This window comes from Streptomyces sp. NPDC020490, assembly GCF_044335305.1.
In the GTDB taxonomy this organism is placed as follows: domain Bacteria; phylum Actinomycetota; class Actinomycetes; order Streptomycetales; family Streptomycetaceae; genus Streptomyces.
The window spans coordinates 72,982-85,818 of record NZ_JBIRUY010000023.1 but is presented as its reverse complement, the minus strand read 5'-3'; the positions used below and the strand labels follow the sequence as shown (position 1 = coordinate 85,818).

Here is a 12,837-nt window from a genome sequence, read left to right as displayed (position 1 = left end):
TCGCGGGCCGACCCCGACAGGTAAGGTTAGGTTAGCCTCACCGATCAACGGGGGCGGCGTCATCTGGATCCCCTCGGGAAGTGAACCGCGTGTACGTCTGCAGTTGCTTCGGCATCACCGAACAGCAGGTCAAGCAGCACGCGGAAAACGGCGCCTGCACGCCCCGCCGGATCGCCTCGGCCTGCAAGGCGGGCACCGACTGCGGTTCGTGCGTACGGCGCATCCAGGCCATCCTCGGGCGGGGCGCCGTCCCGGAGCGCGAGACGGCCGTCCAGGGCGGACCGCTCCTCACCGGCCTCGACGAGGCGGCCTGACCGGCGCGGACGCCGCGGGCCGGTACACCCAGGCGCCGCGGGTCGGTACGCCTAGCTCTCCGGCTGTTCGATCACCTGGGCGATGTAGAGCGCCTCGCCCAGCTTCTCCACCAGCTCCAGCTGGGTGTCGAGGTAGTCGATGTGGTGCTCCTCGTCCTCCAGGATCGATTCGAAGATGTTCGCGGACGTGACGTCGCCCTTCTCCCGCATCATCCTGATGCCGCGCTTGAGACGGTCGATCGCCTCGACCTCGATCTGCCGGTCGGCCTGGAACATCTCGGTGACGGTCTGGCCCACCCGGACGTGGAAGAGCCGCTGGTAGTTGGGCAGCCCCTCCAGCAGCAGGATCCGGTCGGTCAGCACCTCGGCGTGCTTCATCTCGTCGAACGACTCGTGCCGGGTGTACTTCGCGAGCTTGGTCCAGCCGAAGTTCTCCTGCATCTTCGAGTGCAGGAAGTACTGGTTGATCGCGGTCAGCTCGCCGGTGAGCTGCTCGTTGAGGAATTCGATGACCTCGGGGTCGCCCTGCATCGCGAAGGCTCCTTCCAAGCCGGGGGTCAGGCGGAATGCGCCGCATGATTGCACCGGCGGCGAAGATCGTCCAGTAAGTCTGCGCTTACCACGTAGGTGCATACTTGGCGGTAGTTGCCCGAATTTGAGTGGGGCCCGTCAGGTGCAGCGTCCCCGGTCTGTCAGGATGGAGTCATGGGTCAGCCGGTGGAGCGCGAGTCGGGAGAGCGTGATTCGGGAGGAGTGGCACAGTCCGAGCTACCGCCCGGACAGCGCCTCCAGCGCGGCTGGCCGGTCACGCACTACGGGCCGGTTCCGAAGTTCCGCCCCGAGCGCTGGGAGTTCCGGGTCTTCGGCGCCACCGCGGGCGGCGAGAAGCACTGCTGGAACCACGAGGAGTTCACGGCGCTGCCGTACACCACCGTCGTGGCGGACCTGCACTGCGTCACGCGGTTCAGCATGCTCGGCGCCGAATGGGGCGGGATCCCGGCGCGCACGATCCTCGAGATCGCCCCTCCGGCGCCGGCCGTCACCCATGTGATGGTGTGGGCCGAGTACGGCTTCAGCGCGAACCTGCGCCTGTCGGACTTCGCCTCCGAGCGGACCGTCTTCGCCACCCACAAGGACGGCGAGCTGCTGACCGCCGAGCACGGCTTCCCGCTGCGCCTGATCGTCCCCCACCTGTACGCCTGGAAGGGCCCCAAGTGGGTGCGCGGTGTGGAGTACATGACCACCGACCGCCGGGGCTTCTGGGAGGAGCGCGGCTACCACAACATCGGCGACCCGTGGAAGGAACAGCGCTACTCCTACCAGGAGGAGCCCGGGGAAGGTCCCGAGCTCTGACTCCCGGCGTCCGCCGTCAGTGATGGTGGGCGTGCACCACCGCGTGGCCCTTGCCGCGGCCGATCATCCACTTGTTGACGGGTGTCGTGACCACGAAGGCGATCACCAGGGACAGGGCGAGGGAGATCCAGAACAGCCCGTCGGCGAGTTCCGCGTCCATCGCATTCGGCCACAGCACGATCACGCCGTTGTCGATGAGTTCCATCACGGCGATCGACACGGTGTCCGCGGCCAGTGCCACCCGCAGGGCCGCCCGGAAGCCGAGACCCGCCCGCAGTACCCCGCGCAGGGTGAGCGAGTAGCCGAAGAAGAAGGCCAGCACGACCGCCAGGACGGTCGTCGGGGCGTTGCCCCAGCCGAGCGCGGTGCCGATCACCATGCCGAGCACCTCGCCGATGGCGCACCCGGTCAGGCAGTGCAGGGTGGCCTGCGCGGCCATGGCCCAGCCGGCGGGGGAGCGGCCGTGGTCCGCGTGCGCCGCGTGGTCGTGCGCTGCGGGGTGGTGTGCCGTGCTCCGATGCGCTGTGTGCTGATGCCCCGTGTGCTGATGCCCCGTGTCCTCATGCCCCGTGTGCTCATGCCCCGTGTGCTGATGCGCCGCGTGCTGATGTGCCGCCGTCGCGTGCGTCGCGTGCGTCGCGTGCGCCTCGTGCGCGTGGTGCGCCTCGTGGTCCATGGGTGGCCCCCAATGCCGGGTGACGGTTTCTGTACCGGACAGGAACCAGATACCCCCAGGGGGTATTCCCACGCGTCAGGAGTCGCGGAGTTTTTTCAGCCGCTCCACGTCCGCCGCGTGCCCCTCCTTGCCGCCGGGCGTCTCGATGACCAGCGGCACGCCCGCGGTCGCGGGGTGGGTCATCAGCGCGCGGAAGGGGTCCTCGCCGATGTGGCCGGCGCCGATGTTCGCGTGCCGGTCCTTGTGGGCGCCCGCCACGTCCTTGGAGTCGTTGGCGTGGATCAGCTTCAGCCGCCCCTCGCCGACGGTCTCCACCAGCTGGTCCAGCGTCCGGTGCATGCCGTCGGGACCGGTCAGGTCGTGGCCCGCCGCGAAGACGTGGCAGGTGTCCAGGCAGACGCCCAGCTTCGGATGGGAGTCCAGCGCCTCGAAGTACGGCGCGAAGTCCGCCGTCCGCGAGCACAGGGAGGCGCCCTGTCCCGCGGTCGACTCCAGCAGCAGGTACGGATCGTCGTCGTGGGTCAGCTCGTCGAGCAGCGGCAGCAGGCGCTCGCGCACCTGCGCCAGGGCCACGGCCCGCTCCCGGCCGCCGGTCGCGCTGCCGGTGTGCACCACCACGCCGAGCGCGCCTATCTCCCGCCCGCGCCGCAGGGAGTGCCGCAGCGACCGCACCGAGTTGTCCACCGTCGCCTCGGTGTGCGAGCCGAAGTTGATCAGGTACGGGGCGTGGACGTACGCCGGGATCGACCGCGCCGCGCACGCCGCACGGAACTCCTCGTCCTGCCGCGGATTGCCGACGGGCGTGGCCCAGCCGCGCGGGTTGGCGACGAAGACCTGCACGGCCTCGGCCCCGAGTTCGCGGGCGTAGGCGAGCCCGACGGAGTGCAGACCGCCGGCCACCGGGACGTGGCTGCCGACGGGGTTGCGGGCGGGACCGGGGCGCTGGCTGTTCACCCGTTCAGGGTGCCACGCCGCCGGTCCCGCGCCGTCACCGGATCTCGATGGTGATCGTCGACCCCTTGGGCGCCTTCTCGCCGCCCGCCACGGACTGGCCCTTGACCGTGTCGCCGAACAGGCCCAGCAGACCGCGGTCCTCCTCGACCTTGAAGCCGGCCGCCTCGAGCGCCTTCGTCGCGTCGTCGACGCTGTCGCCGACCACGTCCGGGACCGGCACCATCTCCGGGCCCTTGGACACCGTGAGCGTCACCGTGTCGCCCTCGGCGACCTGCTTGCCGCTCGCCGGTGTCTGCGCGGCGACCTTGCCCTTGTCGTACTCGGAGTTGACCTGTACGGCCGCGACCTTCACCTTCAGGCCCGCGGCCGCCAGGTCCGCCTTCGCCTTCGCCAGGTCCTCGCCGGTGACGTCCGGGACGTCGACCGGGCTGCCCTTGCTGACGGTCAGCGCGATCGCCGAACCCGCGTGCCGGCTGGTGCCCGCCCCCGGGTCCGTGGAGATCACGAAGCCCTTGGGCAGGCTGTCGCTGAACGCGCTGGTGACCATGCCCGGCTCCAGCCCCTCGGCCTTCAGCCGGGCCTTCGCCCTGTCGAGCCGGTCGCCCTGCAGGTCGGGCACCCGCACCAGTTCAGGGCCGTCGGAGATGGTGAGCGACACCGAGGCGTTGTCCCGGACCCGGGCGCCGGGCGCCGGGTCCGAACTGATCACCGTGCCCCGCTTCACGGTGTCGCTGTAGGCGTGTCTGACCTTCCCGAGGTCGAGGCCGGCCTGCTGCAACTGCTGGGTGGCCTGCGTCTGGGTCTTCGCCAGCACCGCCGGGACCCTGGTGAACTGGCCGGAGTTGATGTACCAGACGCCCGCGGTGACGCCGAGCACCAGCAGCACGGCCGCGACGACCATGAGCGGGCCGCGCGCCAGGAGCCCCGGGCGGCGCCGCGGCGGCAGGGGCGGCGACTGCAGCCGGCTGGTGTGCTGCACGGGCCCGGCGGGATCCGCGCCGTTCCCGCCGGCCGGGAGCGGCCACGGCGGGGGCGGTCCCCCGGCGAGGCCGGGCGCGGGGGAGGTCAGCGGGCGCGGGATGACGCTCGTACGGTCGTCGGAGATGTCGCGGTCCTCCGGGCTGAGGGCCCCCGGCGGGACGGCGTCCAGCTGGTCCGCGCTCAGCGCGCCGCGCGCCTGACGGGCCAGCGCGAGCAGCGCCACCGCGTCGTGCGGCCGGGCGTCGGGGGTGCGGGCGGCGGCCGACGCGACCAGCTGGTCCAGCGCGTACGGCAGCCCCGGCACGGCGGCTGACGGCGGCGGGACGTCCTCGTGGATGTGCTTGTACAGCACGGTGGCGGTGGAGTCGCCGGCGTGCGGACGGTCACCGGTCAGCATCTCGTACAGGACGACACCGCACGCGTACACGTCGACCCGGGTGTCGGCGGTGCCGTGCTCGATCTGCTCCGGCGCGAGATAGGAGGCGGTGCCGAGCACGGTGCCGTTCGTGCTGGTGATCGTGTCCACGGCGCGCACCAGGCCGAAGTCGGCGACCTTGACCCGGCCGTCGTCCGCGATCAGCACGTTCTCCGGCTTCATGTCCCGGTGCACGAACCCGGCGCGGTGCGCGGCGCCGAGCGCGGCCAGCACCGGCTCCAGGATGTCCAGCGCGGCGCGCGGCTGCAGCGCCCCGCGCTCGCGCAGTACGTCACGCAGGGTGCAGCCGGGCACGTACTCCATGGCGAGGTAGACGTACGACCCGTCGGCGCCCTGGTCGAAGACCTGCACGACGTTCGGGTGCGCGAGCCGTGCGACCGACTTCGCCTCCCGGATGAACCGCTCGACGAAGGAGCCGTCGGCCGCGAGCGTCGGGTGCATCACCTTGAGCGCGAGCACGCGGTCGAGGCGGGTGTCCAGGGCCCGGTAGACCGTGGCCATCCCGCCGACCGCGATCCGCGCGTCCACGCGGTAGCGCCCGTCGAGCACCTGCCCGACCAATGGGTCCTGAAGGGTCGTATCCACGCAGGTGAGTGTACGAGCCGCAACCGACACGGCCGCCAATTCGCCCGATCCGGGGACGGAATGCAGCAGACCTGTGACTGTTGTGCGACGAGAGCGCCGGGGGTGCTGAGCGTGCGGGGTGTTCAGAACGCGGGGCGCTCGGGATCCAGGCGGGCGCGTCCCCCGGTGGGTGAGGACGCCTCGGCGAAGTGGCGTCGCGGGATGCGTCCCGCCCGGTACGCCAGGCGTCCCGCCTCCACCGCGTGCCGCATCGCCTCCGCCATCAGCCGCGGCTGGTGCGCCCGGGTCACCGCCGAGGCGAGCATCACGCCCGCGCACCCCAGCTCCATCGCCAGCGCCGCGTCGGAGGCGGTGCCGGCGCCCGCGTCCAGGATCACCGGCACGCCCGCGTGCTCGGTGATCAGCTGGAAGTTGTGCGGGTTGCGGATGCCGAGCCCGGAGCCGATCGGCGAGCCCAGCGGCATGATCGCCGCGCAGCCGGCGTCCTCCAGCTTCCGGGCGAGGACCGGGTCGTCGTTGGTGTACGGCAGCACCGTGAACCCGTCGTCGACCAGCGTCTCGGCCGCCTCCAGCAGCTCGATCGGGTCGGGCAGCAGGGTGCGCTCGTCGGCGATGACCTCCAGCTTGACCAGGTCGGTGCCGAGCGCCTCGCGCGCGAGGCGGGCGGTGAGGACGGCCTCCCGGGCGGTGAAGCAGCCCGCCGTGTTGGGCAGCACCCGGATGCCCAGCCGGGTGAGCACGGACAGCACCGAGCCATGCACCGAGGGGTCCACGCGCCGCATGGCGACCGTCGTCAGCTCCGTGCCGGACGCCACCAGGGCGCTCTCCAGCACCTCCAGGCTGGGGGCACCGCCGGTGCCCATGATCAGGCGGGACGTGAACGACGTGCCGCCGAGGACGAAGGGGTCGTCGGCCATGGGTCAGCCTCCTTGGACGGCGGTGAGGACCTCGACCCGGTCCCCCTCGGCGAGGGGGGTCGACGGCCACTGCGCGCGCGGGACGACGGTTTCGTTGAGGGCGGCGGCCACCCCGGAGGACGCCGGGGTGAGCGCCCTGACCACGGTGTCGAGAGCGGTTCCGGGAGCGACCTCGCGGGGCTCGCCGTTGACGGAGATGTTCATGCGGGCTGCTCCGTGCGGGCGAACCGCCGCGGGGTGAAGGGGCGTGCCTCCTCGGGGAGTTCGCCGGTGGTCAGGACGTGTGCCATGGCGTCGCCGGTGACCGGTGCGAGCAGCACGCCGTTGCGGTGGTGCCCGGTGGCCAGCAGCAGCCCGGACAGCCCGCTCGGGCCGAGCAGCGGCGCGTTGTCGGGGGAGCCGGGGCGCAGCCCGGCCCGGGTCTCGGTCAGCGGCAGCTCGGTGATGCCGGGGACCAGTTCGTGGGCGTCGCGCAGCAGCTCGTACACCCCGCCCGCGGTGACCGTGGTGTCCCAGCCCAGTTCCTCGCTGGTCGCGCCGACCACCAGCTCGCCGTTCTCGCGCGGCACCAGGTAGACGTGGCTGCCGCGCACCATGGCCCGGACGGTGCGGCTGAGGAAGGGCGCGTACCGCTGCGGCACGCTCAGCCGCAGCACCTGCCCCTTGACCGGCCGCACCGGCGGCAGCACGTCGGCCGGGACGCCCGCGAGCCGTCCGCTGAGGCTGCCGGCGGCCAGCACCACCCGGTCCGCGGCCAGCGCGGTGCCGTCCGCCGCGGTGACGCCGACGGCCCGGTCCCCGGCGCGGTCGAGCCGCTCGGCCCACACCCGGTGGAAGACCACGCCGGCCCGCTCGCAGGCGGCCACCAGCGCGCGGGTCAGCCGCCGCGGGTCGATCTGGTGGTCGCCGTCGACCCGGAGGCCGCCGCGTACGGCCGGTGCGAGCATCGGCTCCAGACGCCGGCACTCGCGCCCCGACAGCCATTCCGACCCCAGGCCGGACTGCTGCTGCAGGGTGTGCAGTTCGCGCAGGTGGGCGCGGTCGTCGGCGTCCAGCGCGACGGCGAGCGTGCCGCACCGGCGGTAGCCGAGGTCGTGGCCGGTGAGGTCGGCGAGCTCGGCCGCGAAGTCCGGGTAGCGGCGGGCCGAGGCGAGGTTGAGGCCGAGCAGGGTCTGCTCGCCGTGGTGCAGTTCGGTGACCGCGGCCAGCATGCCGGCCGCCACCTGGGCGGCGCCGCCGCCCGGTTCCGGGTCCACCACGGCGGTGGCGAAGCCGCGCTGCGCGGCGCGCCAGGCCGTGACCAGGCCGATGATCCCGCCCCCGACGACGAGGACGTCTGACGTACGTGACGGCATGGGCGTCCAGCCCCTCCCTTCGCCGGCATGACCCGGATCAGGTTCGTACGGTCGGAGGCCGCCAGCCTCCCTCTCAGCCCGGTGCGTCCGGGCTCCCGCGAGTGCTTGTACGGTGGCCACCCTAGCCCGCGCCCCGTCGCCGTCGTAAGGGAGCCTTCCCCCATGCCGCGCTCACTGGACGGCCTCGTCCTCGCCCCGGTCGCCGACCAGGCCCCCGGCCAGGTGGGCATGCGGACCCGCTTCACCTACCACGAGGCCGACGGCGCGATCTGGGCCGAGTACGCGGGCGGCGACGTCGTACACGGCCGTCTGGTGGGTACCCGGGAAGGTGACCGGCTCGACTTCCGCTACGTGCAGCTGAGGAACGACGGCACGACGTCCTCCGGGCACTGCGTGTCGACGGTCGTGGAGCTGCCGGACGGCCGGGTGCGCCTGGAGGAGACGTGGGAGTGGGAGTCCCGGCCGGGCGGCGGCACCAGTGTTGTGGAGCAGGTCACTGACGGGATCCGCGACTGACATGACGTCAGGTGTCTATGGTGATCAGGTGAGCGAGCAGACGCAGGAACGGCAGACGCCCCCGCACCGGCGAGTCGTCGTGGCCGGCGCGGGCATGGCCGGTGTGCAGACCGCGGTCGCCCTGCGCGAACAGGGCTTCGCCGGGCCGGTGACCCTCATCGGCGCCGAGCCCCACCAGCCGTACGACCGGCCGCCGTTGTCCAAGGCCGTCCTGCTCGGCAAGGCCGAGGGGTCCGCCTTCGACATCGACTTCGAGGCGCTCGGCATCGAACTGCGGCTCGGCCGCGAGGTGCTGGGCGTCCGGGTCGCCGACCACGAACTCGACACCGCCGAGGGGTCCGTGCCGTACGACGCCCTGGTCCTCGCGACCGGCGCCGAGCCGGTGCTGCTGCCGCAGACCCAGGGGGTGCCCGGCGTCCATCTGCTGCGCACCCTGGACGACGCCGAGCGGCTGCGGCCGGTGCTCGCCCGGCAGCACGACGTGGTGGTCGTCGGCGCGGGCTGGATCGGCGCGGAGTTCGCCACGGCGGCGCGCGAGGCGGGCTGCGCGGTGACCGTCGTGGAGGCGGCCGACCGGCCGCTCGCGGGCGCGCTGCCCGCCGAGGTGGCCGCCCCGATGGCCTCCTGGTACGCCGACGCGGGCGCCGTGCTGCGCACCCACGCGCGCGTGGCGCGTGTCGAGCCGGGCGAGGTCGTCCTCGACGACGGCACCCGGCTGCCCGCGGGCGCCGTCGTGGTCGGCATCGGCGCGCGCCCGGCCACCGGCTGGCTGGCCGGTTCCGGCATCGTGCCCGGGGCGCACGGCGAGGTCGTCGCCGACGACGGCCTGCGCACCTCGGCGCCGGACGTCTACGCGGTCGGCGACTGCGCGTCGTTCCCGTCCCGCAGGTACGGGGAGCGCCTGCTGGTGCACCACTGGGACAACGCCCTGCAGGGCCCGCGCACGGTGGCCGCGAACATCATCGGCGAGGAGCCCGCCGTCTACGACCCGGTGCCGTACTTCTGGTCCGAGCAGTTCGGCCGGTTCGTGCAGTACGCCGGGTACCACGCGGGCGCCGACACGACCCTGTGGCGCGGCGACCCGTCGGGCCCGAGCTGGTCCGTCTGCTGGCTGCGCGACGGCCGCCTGGTGGCGCTGCTGGCGGTGGGCCGGCCCAGGGACCTGGCGCAGGGCAGGCGCCTGATCGAGGCGGGCACGCCGATGGACCCGGACCTGCTGGCGGACGCGAGCAAGCCGCTGAAGGCCGCCACCGCGTAGCCGGGACGCGAGCGGACCGTGGCCGGGACGCGGCCGGACCGTGGCCGGGACGCAGCCGGACCGTGCCAGGACGCAGCCGGACCGTGCCAGGACGCAGCCGGACCGTGGCCGGGACCACCTGGTCGGACGGGAGCCGGGACCACCTGGTCGGACGGGCCTGGCTTCCGACTGTCGGTGCGGGATGGCAGGCTTGTTTCCGTGACCGAGATTGACGCAAAGATCGATGCTCTCGTCCCCGCCTGGCTCACCCTCCCCGACATCGCCGAAATGCTCGGCGTCGAGGTGACACGTGTGCGGCAGCTGGTCAAGGACGGCCAGCTCATCGCCGTACGCCGTGGTGAGAACCGCGCGCTGCACGTCCCCGCCGCCTTCATCGACGGGGACAAGGTCGTCAAGGGCCTGACCGGCACCCTGACGCTCCTGCGGGACGACGGCTTCACGGACGAAGAGATGATCGAGTGGCTCTTCACCCCCGACCCGACCCTGCCCGGCACCCCCGCGCAGGCTCTGAGCGAGAATCGCGGCACGGAGGTGAAGCGCCGCGCCCAGGCGCTCGCCGTCTGACCAGGTAAGGCCGAACAGCAGGCCCGACAGCGGGCCGTGAACCGTCCGGCGTACGGGCCGGGACGCGCCGGGCCCCGGCGCGGCCCGGCGCGGCCGGACCCGGCCCGCCGGGCCCGTCCCGGCCCGCACGCCGCCGACAACGGGGGGACACCACCATGCCCGGCACCGCCGCCACCGACGACGCCCGCGCGCACCTCGCCGACGCCCGCGTCTACCTCTGCACGGACGCCCGCAGGCGCCAGGGCGACCTGCCCGAGTTCCTGGACGCGGTCCTGGCCGGCGGCGTCGACATCGTCCAGCTCCGGGACAAGGGCATGGAGGCGGCGGAGGAGCTGCGGTGGCTGGAGCTGTTCGCCGACAAGTGCCGCGAGCACGGCAAGCTCCTCGCGGTCAACGACCGCGCCGACGTGGCCCACGCCGCCCGCGCCGCGCACCCCGCGGGCCCCTCGGTGCTCCACCTCGGCCAGGGCGACCTCCCGGTCCCCGCGGCCCGGGCGATCCTCGGGGACGACGTCCTCATCGGCCGCTCCACGCACGCGGAGGCCGAGGCGGAGGCCGCCGCCGTCCAGGAGGGCGTGGACTACTTCTGCACCGGCCCCTGCTGGCCCACCCCGACCAAGCCCGGCCGGCACGCGCCCGGTCTCGGTCTGGTGCGTCACACGGCGGCCCTCGGCACCGACCGCCCCTGGTTCGCCATCGGCGGCATCGACCTCGGCAACCTCGACGAGGTGCTCGACGCGGGCGCCCGCCGCGTCGTGGTCGTCCGCGCGATCACGCAGGCCGACGACCCGGGCGCGGCGGCGGCGGAGTTCGCCAAGCGGCTGCGGCAGCTCTAGGCCGCTCCAGGCCCCGTCCGGCGCCCCCGGGCCCCTGACGAGGGCGGATCTGTCCAAGGAGTGGACAACAAGTCGGCAAATCGGGCAAATGGTCCAGGTTTGGTTGGGTGGCCCGCGGCCCCTGGCTAACCTGCGAGTATGGCCCTCGGCACCGCATCCACCAGGTCGGACCACGCTCGCACCGTGCGCGACATGCTCGCCACGGGCAAGACGACGTACTCCTTCGAGTTCTACGCCCCGAAGACCCCGAAGGGCGAGCGCAACCTGTGGACCGCGCTGCGCCGCGTCGAGGCGGTGGCCCCCGACTTCGTCTCCGTCACCTACGGGGCGGGCGGCTCCACCCGCGCGGGCACGGTCAAGGCGACCGAGGCGATCGCCTCCGACACCACGCTGACGCCGATCGCCCACCTCACCGCCGTCGACCACTCGGTCGCCGACCTGCGCAACATCATCGGGCAGTACGCCGACGCCGGGATCCGGAACATGCTGGCCCTGCGCGGCGACCCGCCCGGCGACCCCATGGGCGACTGGGTGCCGCACCCGCAGGGGCTGACCTACGCCGCCGAACTCGTCGAACTCATCAAGGCGTCCGGCGACTTCTGCGTGGGCGTCGCCGCCTTCCCGGCGATGCACCCGCGCTCCACCGACTGGGACACCGACGTCCGCCACTTCGTCGACAAGTGCCGCGCGGGCGCGGACTACGCGATCACGCAGATGTTCTTCGACCCGGAGGACTACCTCCGGCTGCGCGACAAGGTCGCCGCCGCCGGCTGCGAGACCCCGATCATCCCCGAGGTCATGCCGATCGGCAGCGTCCGGACGCTGGAGCGCATCCCGTCACTGACCAACGCCGCGTTCCCGGACGCCCTGAAAGAGCGGATCCTCACAGCGAAGGACGATCCCGCCGCTGTACGCTCCATGGGGATCGAGTTCGCCACGGAGTTCTGCGCACGGCTGCTGGCCGAGGGAGTGCCCGGACTGCACTTCATCACGCTCAACAACTCCACGGCGACGCTGGAAATCTACGAGAACCTGGGCCTGCACCACCCCCCGCGGGCCTAGACCGGCCGCACGGGTGTACGACACACTCGTAGCGGCGACTGGGAGAGGGGCGTACATGGGCTATACGGTCCTCTACATCGCGTTCGGCATCGTCGCGCTGTGGCTGCTCGGTGAGGTGCTGCTGCAGTACAAGGCGCGCCTGCGCTGGAGGCTGATCGCGTTCGTCGGCTTCCTCGGCGTCGTGCTCGGGGTGATGATCCCGTCCGTCGTCGTCATCGGCCTGGGCGCGGCCGCCTTCGCGGTCGGACAGACCTACGTCACGCTGTCGTTCCGCCGCGGCTTCTCGTCCGGCTGGGCGGTCAAGCGCCCCGACGCGGACGCCGACGGCGGCGGCAGCAAGCGCCGCCGGGGCCGGGCGGACCGTCAGGACCCGACGCTGGAGGTCTCCGACCTGGACGCCGCCGACGGCGGATACGGCTCCTATGCCGGAAGCGACCCCGCCTACGGCCAGGGCGACGACTACGACCGCGACGACGTCTTCACCCCGGTCCGCCAGGCCGAGCCCGCCGCCGCCGAGAACACCGCGGTGTACGAGCCGCAGCCCCTGCCCGACGACACCGGCTCGTACGGCGTCTACGGCGACGACGGTTCGTACGCGGACGCCGACCAGCCCTTCGCCGCCGCCGGCCAGGCCCAGGACCAGTACGCGACGGCCGACCAGGGCTACGCCTACGACGGCTACACGGGCTACGACCAGCAGCAGTACGGCTACGACGCCGGCGGCCAGCAGCAGTACGCCGCCTACTCCGACCCCTACATCGGCACCCAGACCTACGGCGCCGGCTACGACGCGGGTTACGACCAGTACGGGCAGCAGGGCTACGGCCAGGACCAGTACGCCGCCGGCGCCTACGGCGGCGAGACCCCGGCCGGCGGTGTGTGGGTCCCGCAGCAGCGCACCGACGAGTCCTCCGGCGGCGACCTCCCGCCGGAGCAGCCCTACCCCTACCAGGGCGACGGCCAGGGCCAGGGCCCGGGGCAGGGCAACGGCTACGACGAGCAGTACCGCTACTGAGGACGTCCCGGCGGC

Annotated in this window: 15 protein-coding genes and 1 riboswitch; of the genes, 8 read left to right on the top strand and 7 right to left on the bottom strand. The window is 72.9% G+C overall.

Going from position 1 to position 12,837, the window contains the following annotated elements; translation table 11 throughout:
- Nucleotides 1-80 precede the first annotated feature (80 nt).
- On the top strand, nt 81-314 hold the full coding sequence (locus ACH4ZX_RS23610) for a bacterioferritin-associated ferredoxin (RefSeq protein WP_398276024.1): 234 nt from the start codon (nt 81-83) through the stop codon (nt 312-314).
- 51 nt (nt 315-365) lie between these two features.
- On the opposite strand, the gene bfr is transcribed toward ACH4ZX_RS23610, so the two are convergent.
- Nucleotides 366-845, bottom strand: coding sequence for a bacterioferritin (bfr, locus tag ACH4ZX_RS23605; protein WP_360745024.1), 480 nt, complete (start codon nt 843-845; stop codon nt 366-368).
- Between the two features lie 174 nt (nt 846-1,019).
- Between bfr and ACH4ZX_RS23600 the strand changes: the two genes are divergently transcribed.
- Complete coding sequence (locus tag ACH4ZX_RS23600) at nt 1,020-1,667, top strand: sulfite oxidase-like oxidoreductase (RefSeq protein ID WP_398276020.1); 648 nt, start codon at nt 1,020-1,022, stop codon at nt 1,665-1,667.
- Nucleotides 1,668-1,683: 16 nt separating this feature from the next.
- Here the strand turns inward: ACH4ZX_RS23600 and ACH4ZX_RS23595 are convergent, their stop codons facing one another.
- The 6 genes from ACH4ZX_RS23595 to thiO all read right to left on the bottom strand — a co-directional run bounded on the left by ACH4ZX_RS23595 (nt 1,684) and on the right by thiO (nt 7,571).
- Nucleotides 1,684-2,106: a DUF4396 domain-containing protein gene (locus tag ACH4ZX_RS23595; RefSeq protein ID WP_398276017.1), complete on the bottom strand. Its 423-nt coding sequence runs from the start codon at nt 2,104-2,106 to the stop codon at nt 1,684-1,686.
- A 312-nt stretch (nt 2,107-2,418) separates the two neighbouring features.
- Nucleotides 2,419-3,297, bottom strand: a complete 879-nt coding sequence (locus tag ACH4ZX_RS23590) for a deoxyribonuclease IV (RefSeq protein ID WP_398276014.1) — start codon at nt 3,295-3,297, stop codon at nt 2,419-2,421.
- 34 nt (nt 3,298-3,331) lie between these two features.
- Nucleotides 3,332-5,299 carry a Stk1 family PASTA domain-containing Ser/Thr kinase gene (gene pknB, locus ACH4ZX_RS23585; RefSeq protein ID WP_398276011.1) on the bottom strand — a complete coding sequence of 656 codons (1,968 nt, stop codon included), beginning with the start codon at nt 5,297-5,299 and terminating at the stop codon, nt 3,332-3,334.
- 122 nt (nt 5,300-5,421) lie between these two features.
- On the bottom strand, nt 5,422-6,216 hold the full coding sequence (locus ACH4ZX_RS23580; protein ID WP_398276009.1) for a thiazole synthase: 795 nt from the start codon (nt 6,214-6,216) through the stop codon (nt 5,422-5,424).
- Nucleotides 6,217-6,219: 3 nt separating this feature from the next.
- Nucleotides 6,220-6,420 (bottom strand): sulfur carrier protein ThiS, encoded by a 201-nt coding sequence (gene thiS, locus ACH4ZX_RS23575; protein WP_398276006.1) that lies wholly within the window; start codon nt 6,418-6,420, stop codon nt 6,220-6,222.
- Nucleotides 6,417-7,571, bottom strand: a complete 1,155-nt coding sequence (gene thiO / locus ACH4ZX_RS23570) for a glycine oxidase ThiO (protein ID WP_398276003.1) — start codon at nt 7,569-7,571, stop codon at nt 6,417-6,419. Before thiO ends, thiS begins: the two co-directional genes overlap by 4 nt.
- A riboswitch (TPP riboswitch) is annotated at nt 7,569-7,680 on the bottom strand. It overlaps the preceding gene by 3 nt.
- A gap of 53 nt (nt 7,681-7,733) precedes the next feature.
- On the opposite strand from thiO, the gene ACH4ZX_RS23565 reads away from it, so the two are divergent.
- From ACH4ZX_RS23565 to ACH4ZX_RS23540, 6 genes are all read left to right on the top strand, one after another.
- Nucleotides 7,734-8,087: a hypothetical protein gene (locus ACH4ZX_RS23565; protein WP_398276000.1), complete on the top strand. Its 354-nt coding sequence runs from the start codon at nt 7,734-7,736 to the stop codon at nt 8,085-8,087.
- Nucleotides 8,088-8,115: 28 nt separating this feature from the next.
- On the top strand, nt 8,116-9,345 hold the full coding sequence (locus ACH4ZX_RS23560) for an NAD(P)/FAD-dependent oxidoreductase (RefSeq protein ID WP_398275997.1): 1,230 nt from the start codon (nt 8,116-8,118) through the stop codon (nt 9,343-9,345).
- A 198-nt stretch (nt 9,346-9,543) separates the two neighbouring features.
- Nucleotides 9,544-9,909 (top strand): Rv2175c family DNA-binding protein, encoded by a 366-nt coding sequence (locus tag ACH4ZX_RS23555; RefSeq protein ID WP_398275994.1) that lies wholly within the window; start codon nt 9,544-9,546, stop codon nt 9,907-9,909.
- Nucleotides 9,910-10,064: 155 nt separating this feature from the next.
- Nucleotides 10,065-10,745, top strand: coding sequence for a thiamine phosphate synthase (thiE, locus tag ACH4ZX_RS23550; RefSeq protein WP_398275991.1), 681 nt, complete (start codon nt 10,065-10,067; stop codon nt 10,743-10,745).
- Between the two features lie 138 nt (nt 10,746-10,883).
- On the top strand, nt 10,884-11,807 hold the full coding sequence (metF, locus tag ACH4ZX_RS23545; protein WP_398275988.1) for a methylenetetrahydrofolate reductase [NAD(P)H]: 924 nt from the start codon (nt 10,884-10,886) through the stop codon (nt 11,805-11,807).
- A 55-nt stretch (nt 11,808-11,862) separates the two neighbouring features.
- Nucleotides 11,863-12,822 (top strand): hypothetical protein, encoded by a 960-nt coding sequence (locus tag ACH4ZX_RS23540; RefSeq protein WP_398275985.1) that lies wholly within the window; start codon nt 11,863-11,865, stop codon nt 12,820-12,822.
- The last annotated feature ends 15 nt before the right edge of the window (nt 12,823-12,837 follow it).

Coding starts and splice junctions, on each gene's coding strand:
- bfr (WP_360745024.1), bottom strand. CDS start 845: ATGCAGGGCGACCCCGAGGTCATCGAATTCCTCAACGAGCAGCTCACC.
- ACH4ZX_RS23600 (WP_398276020.1), top strand. CDS start 1,020: ATGGGTCAGCCGGTGGAGCGCGAGTCGGGAGAGCGTGATTCGGGAGGA.
- ACH4ZX_RS23595 (WP_398276017.1), bottom strand. CDS start 2,106: ATGGCCGCGCAGGCCACCCTGCACTGCCTGACCGGGTGCGCCATCGGC.
- ACH4ZX_RS23580 (WP_398276009.1), bottom strand. CDS start 6,216: ATGGCCGACGACCCCTTCGTCCTCGGCGGCACGTCGTTCACGTCCCGC.
- thiS (WP_398276006.1), bottom strand. CDS start 6,420: ATGAACATCTCCGTCAACGGCGAGCCCCGCGAGGTCGCTCCCGGAACC.
- thiO (WP_398276003.1), bottom strand. CDS start 7,571: ATGCCGTCACGTACGTCAGACGTCCTCGTCGTCGGGGGCGGGATCATC.
- ACH4ZX_RS23565 (WP_398276000.1), top strand. CDS start 7,734: ATGCCGCGCTCACTGGACGGCCTCGTCCTCGCCCCGGTCGCCGACCAG.
- thiE (WP_398275991.1), top strand. CDS start 10,065: ATGCCCGGCACCGCCGCCACCGACGACGCCCGCGCGCACCTCGCCGAC.
- metF (WP_398275988.1), top strand. CDS start 10,884: ATGGCCCTCGGCACCGCATCCACCAGGTCGGACCACGCTCGCACCGTG.
- ACH4ZX_RS23540 (WP_398275985.1), top strand. CDS start 11,863: ATGGGCTATACGGTCCTCTACATCGCGTTCGGCATCGTCGCGCTGTGG.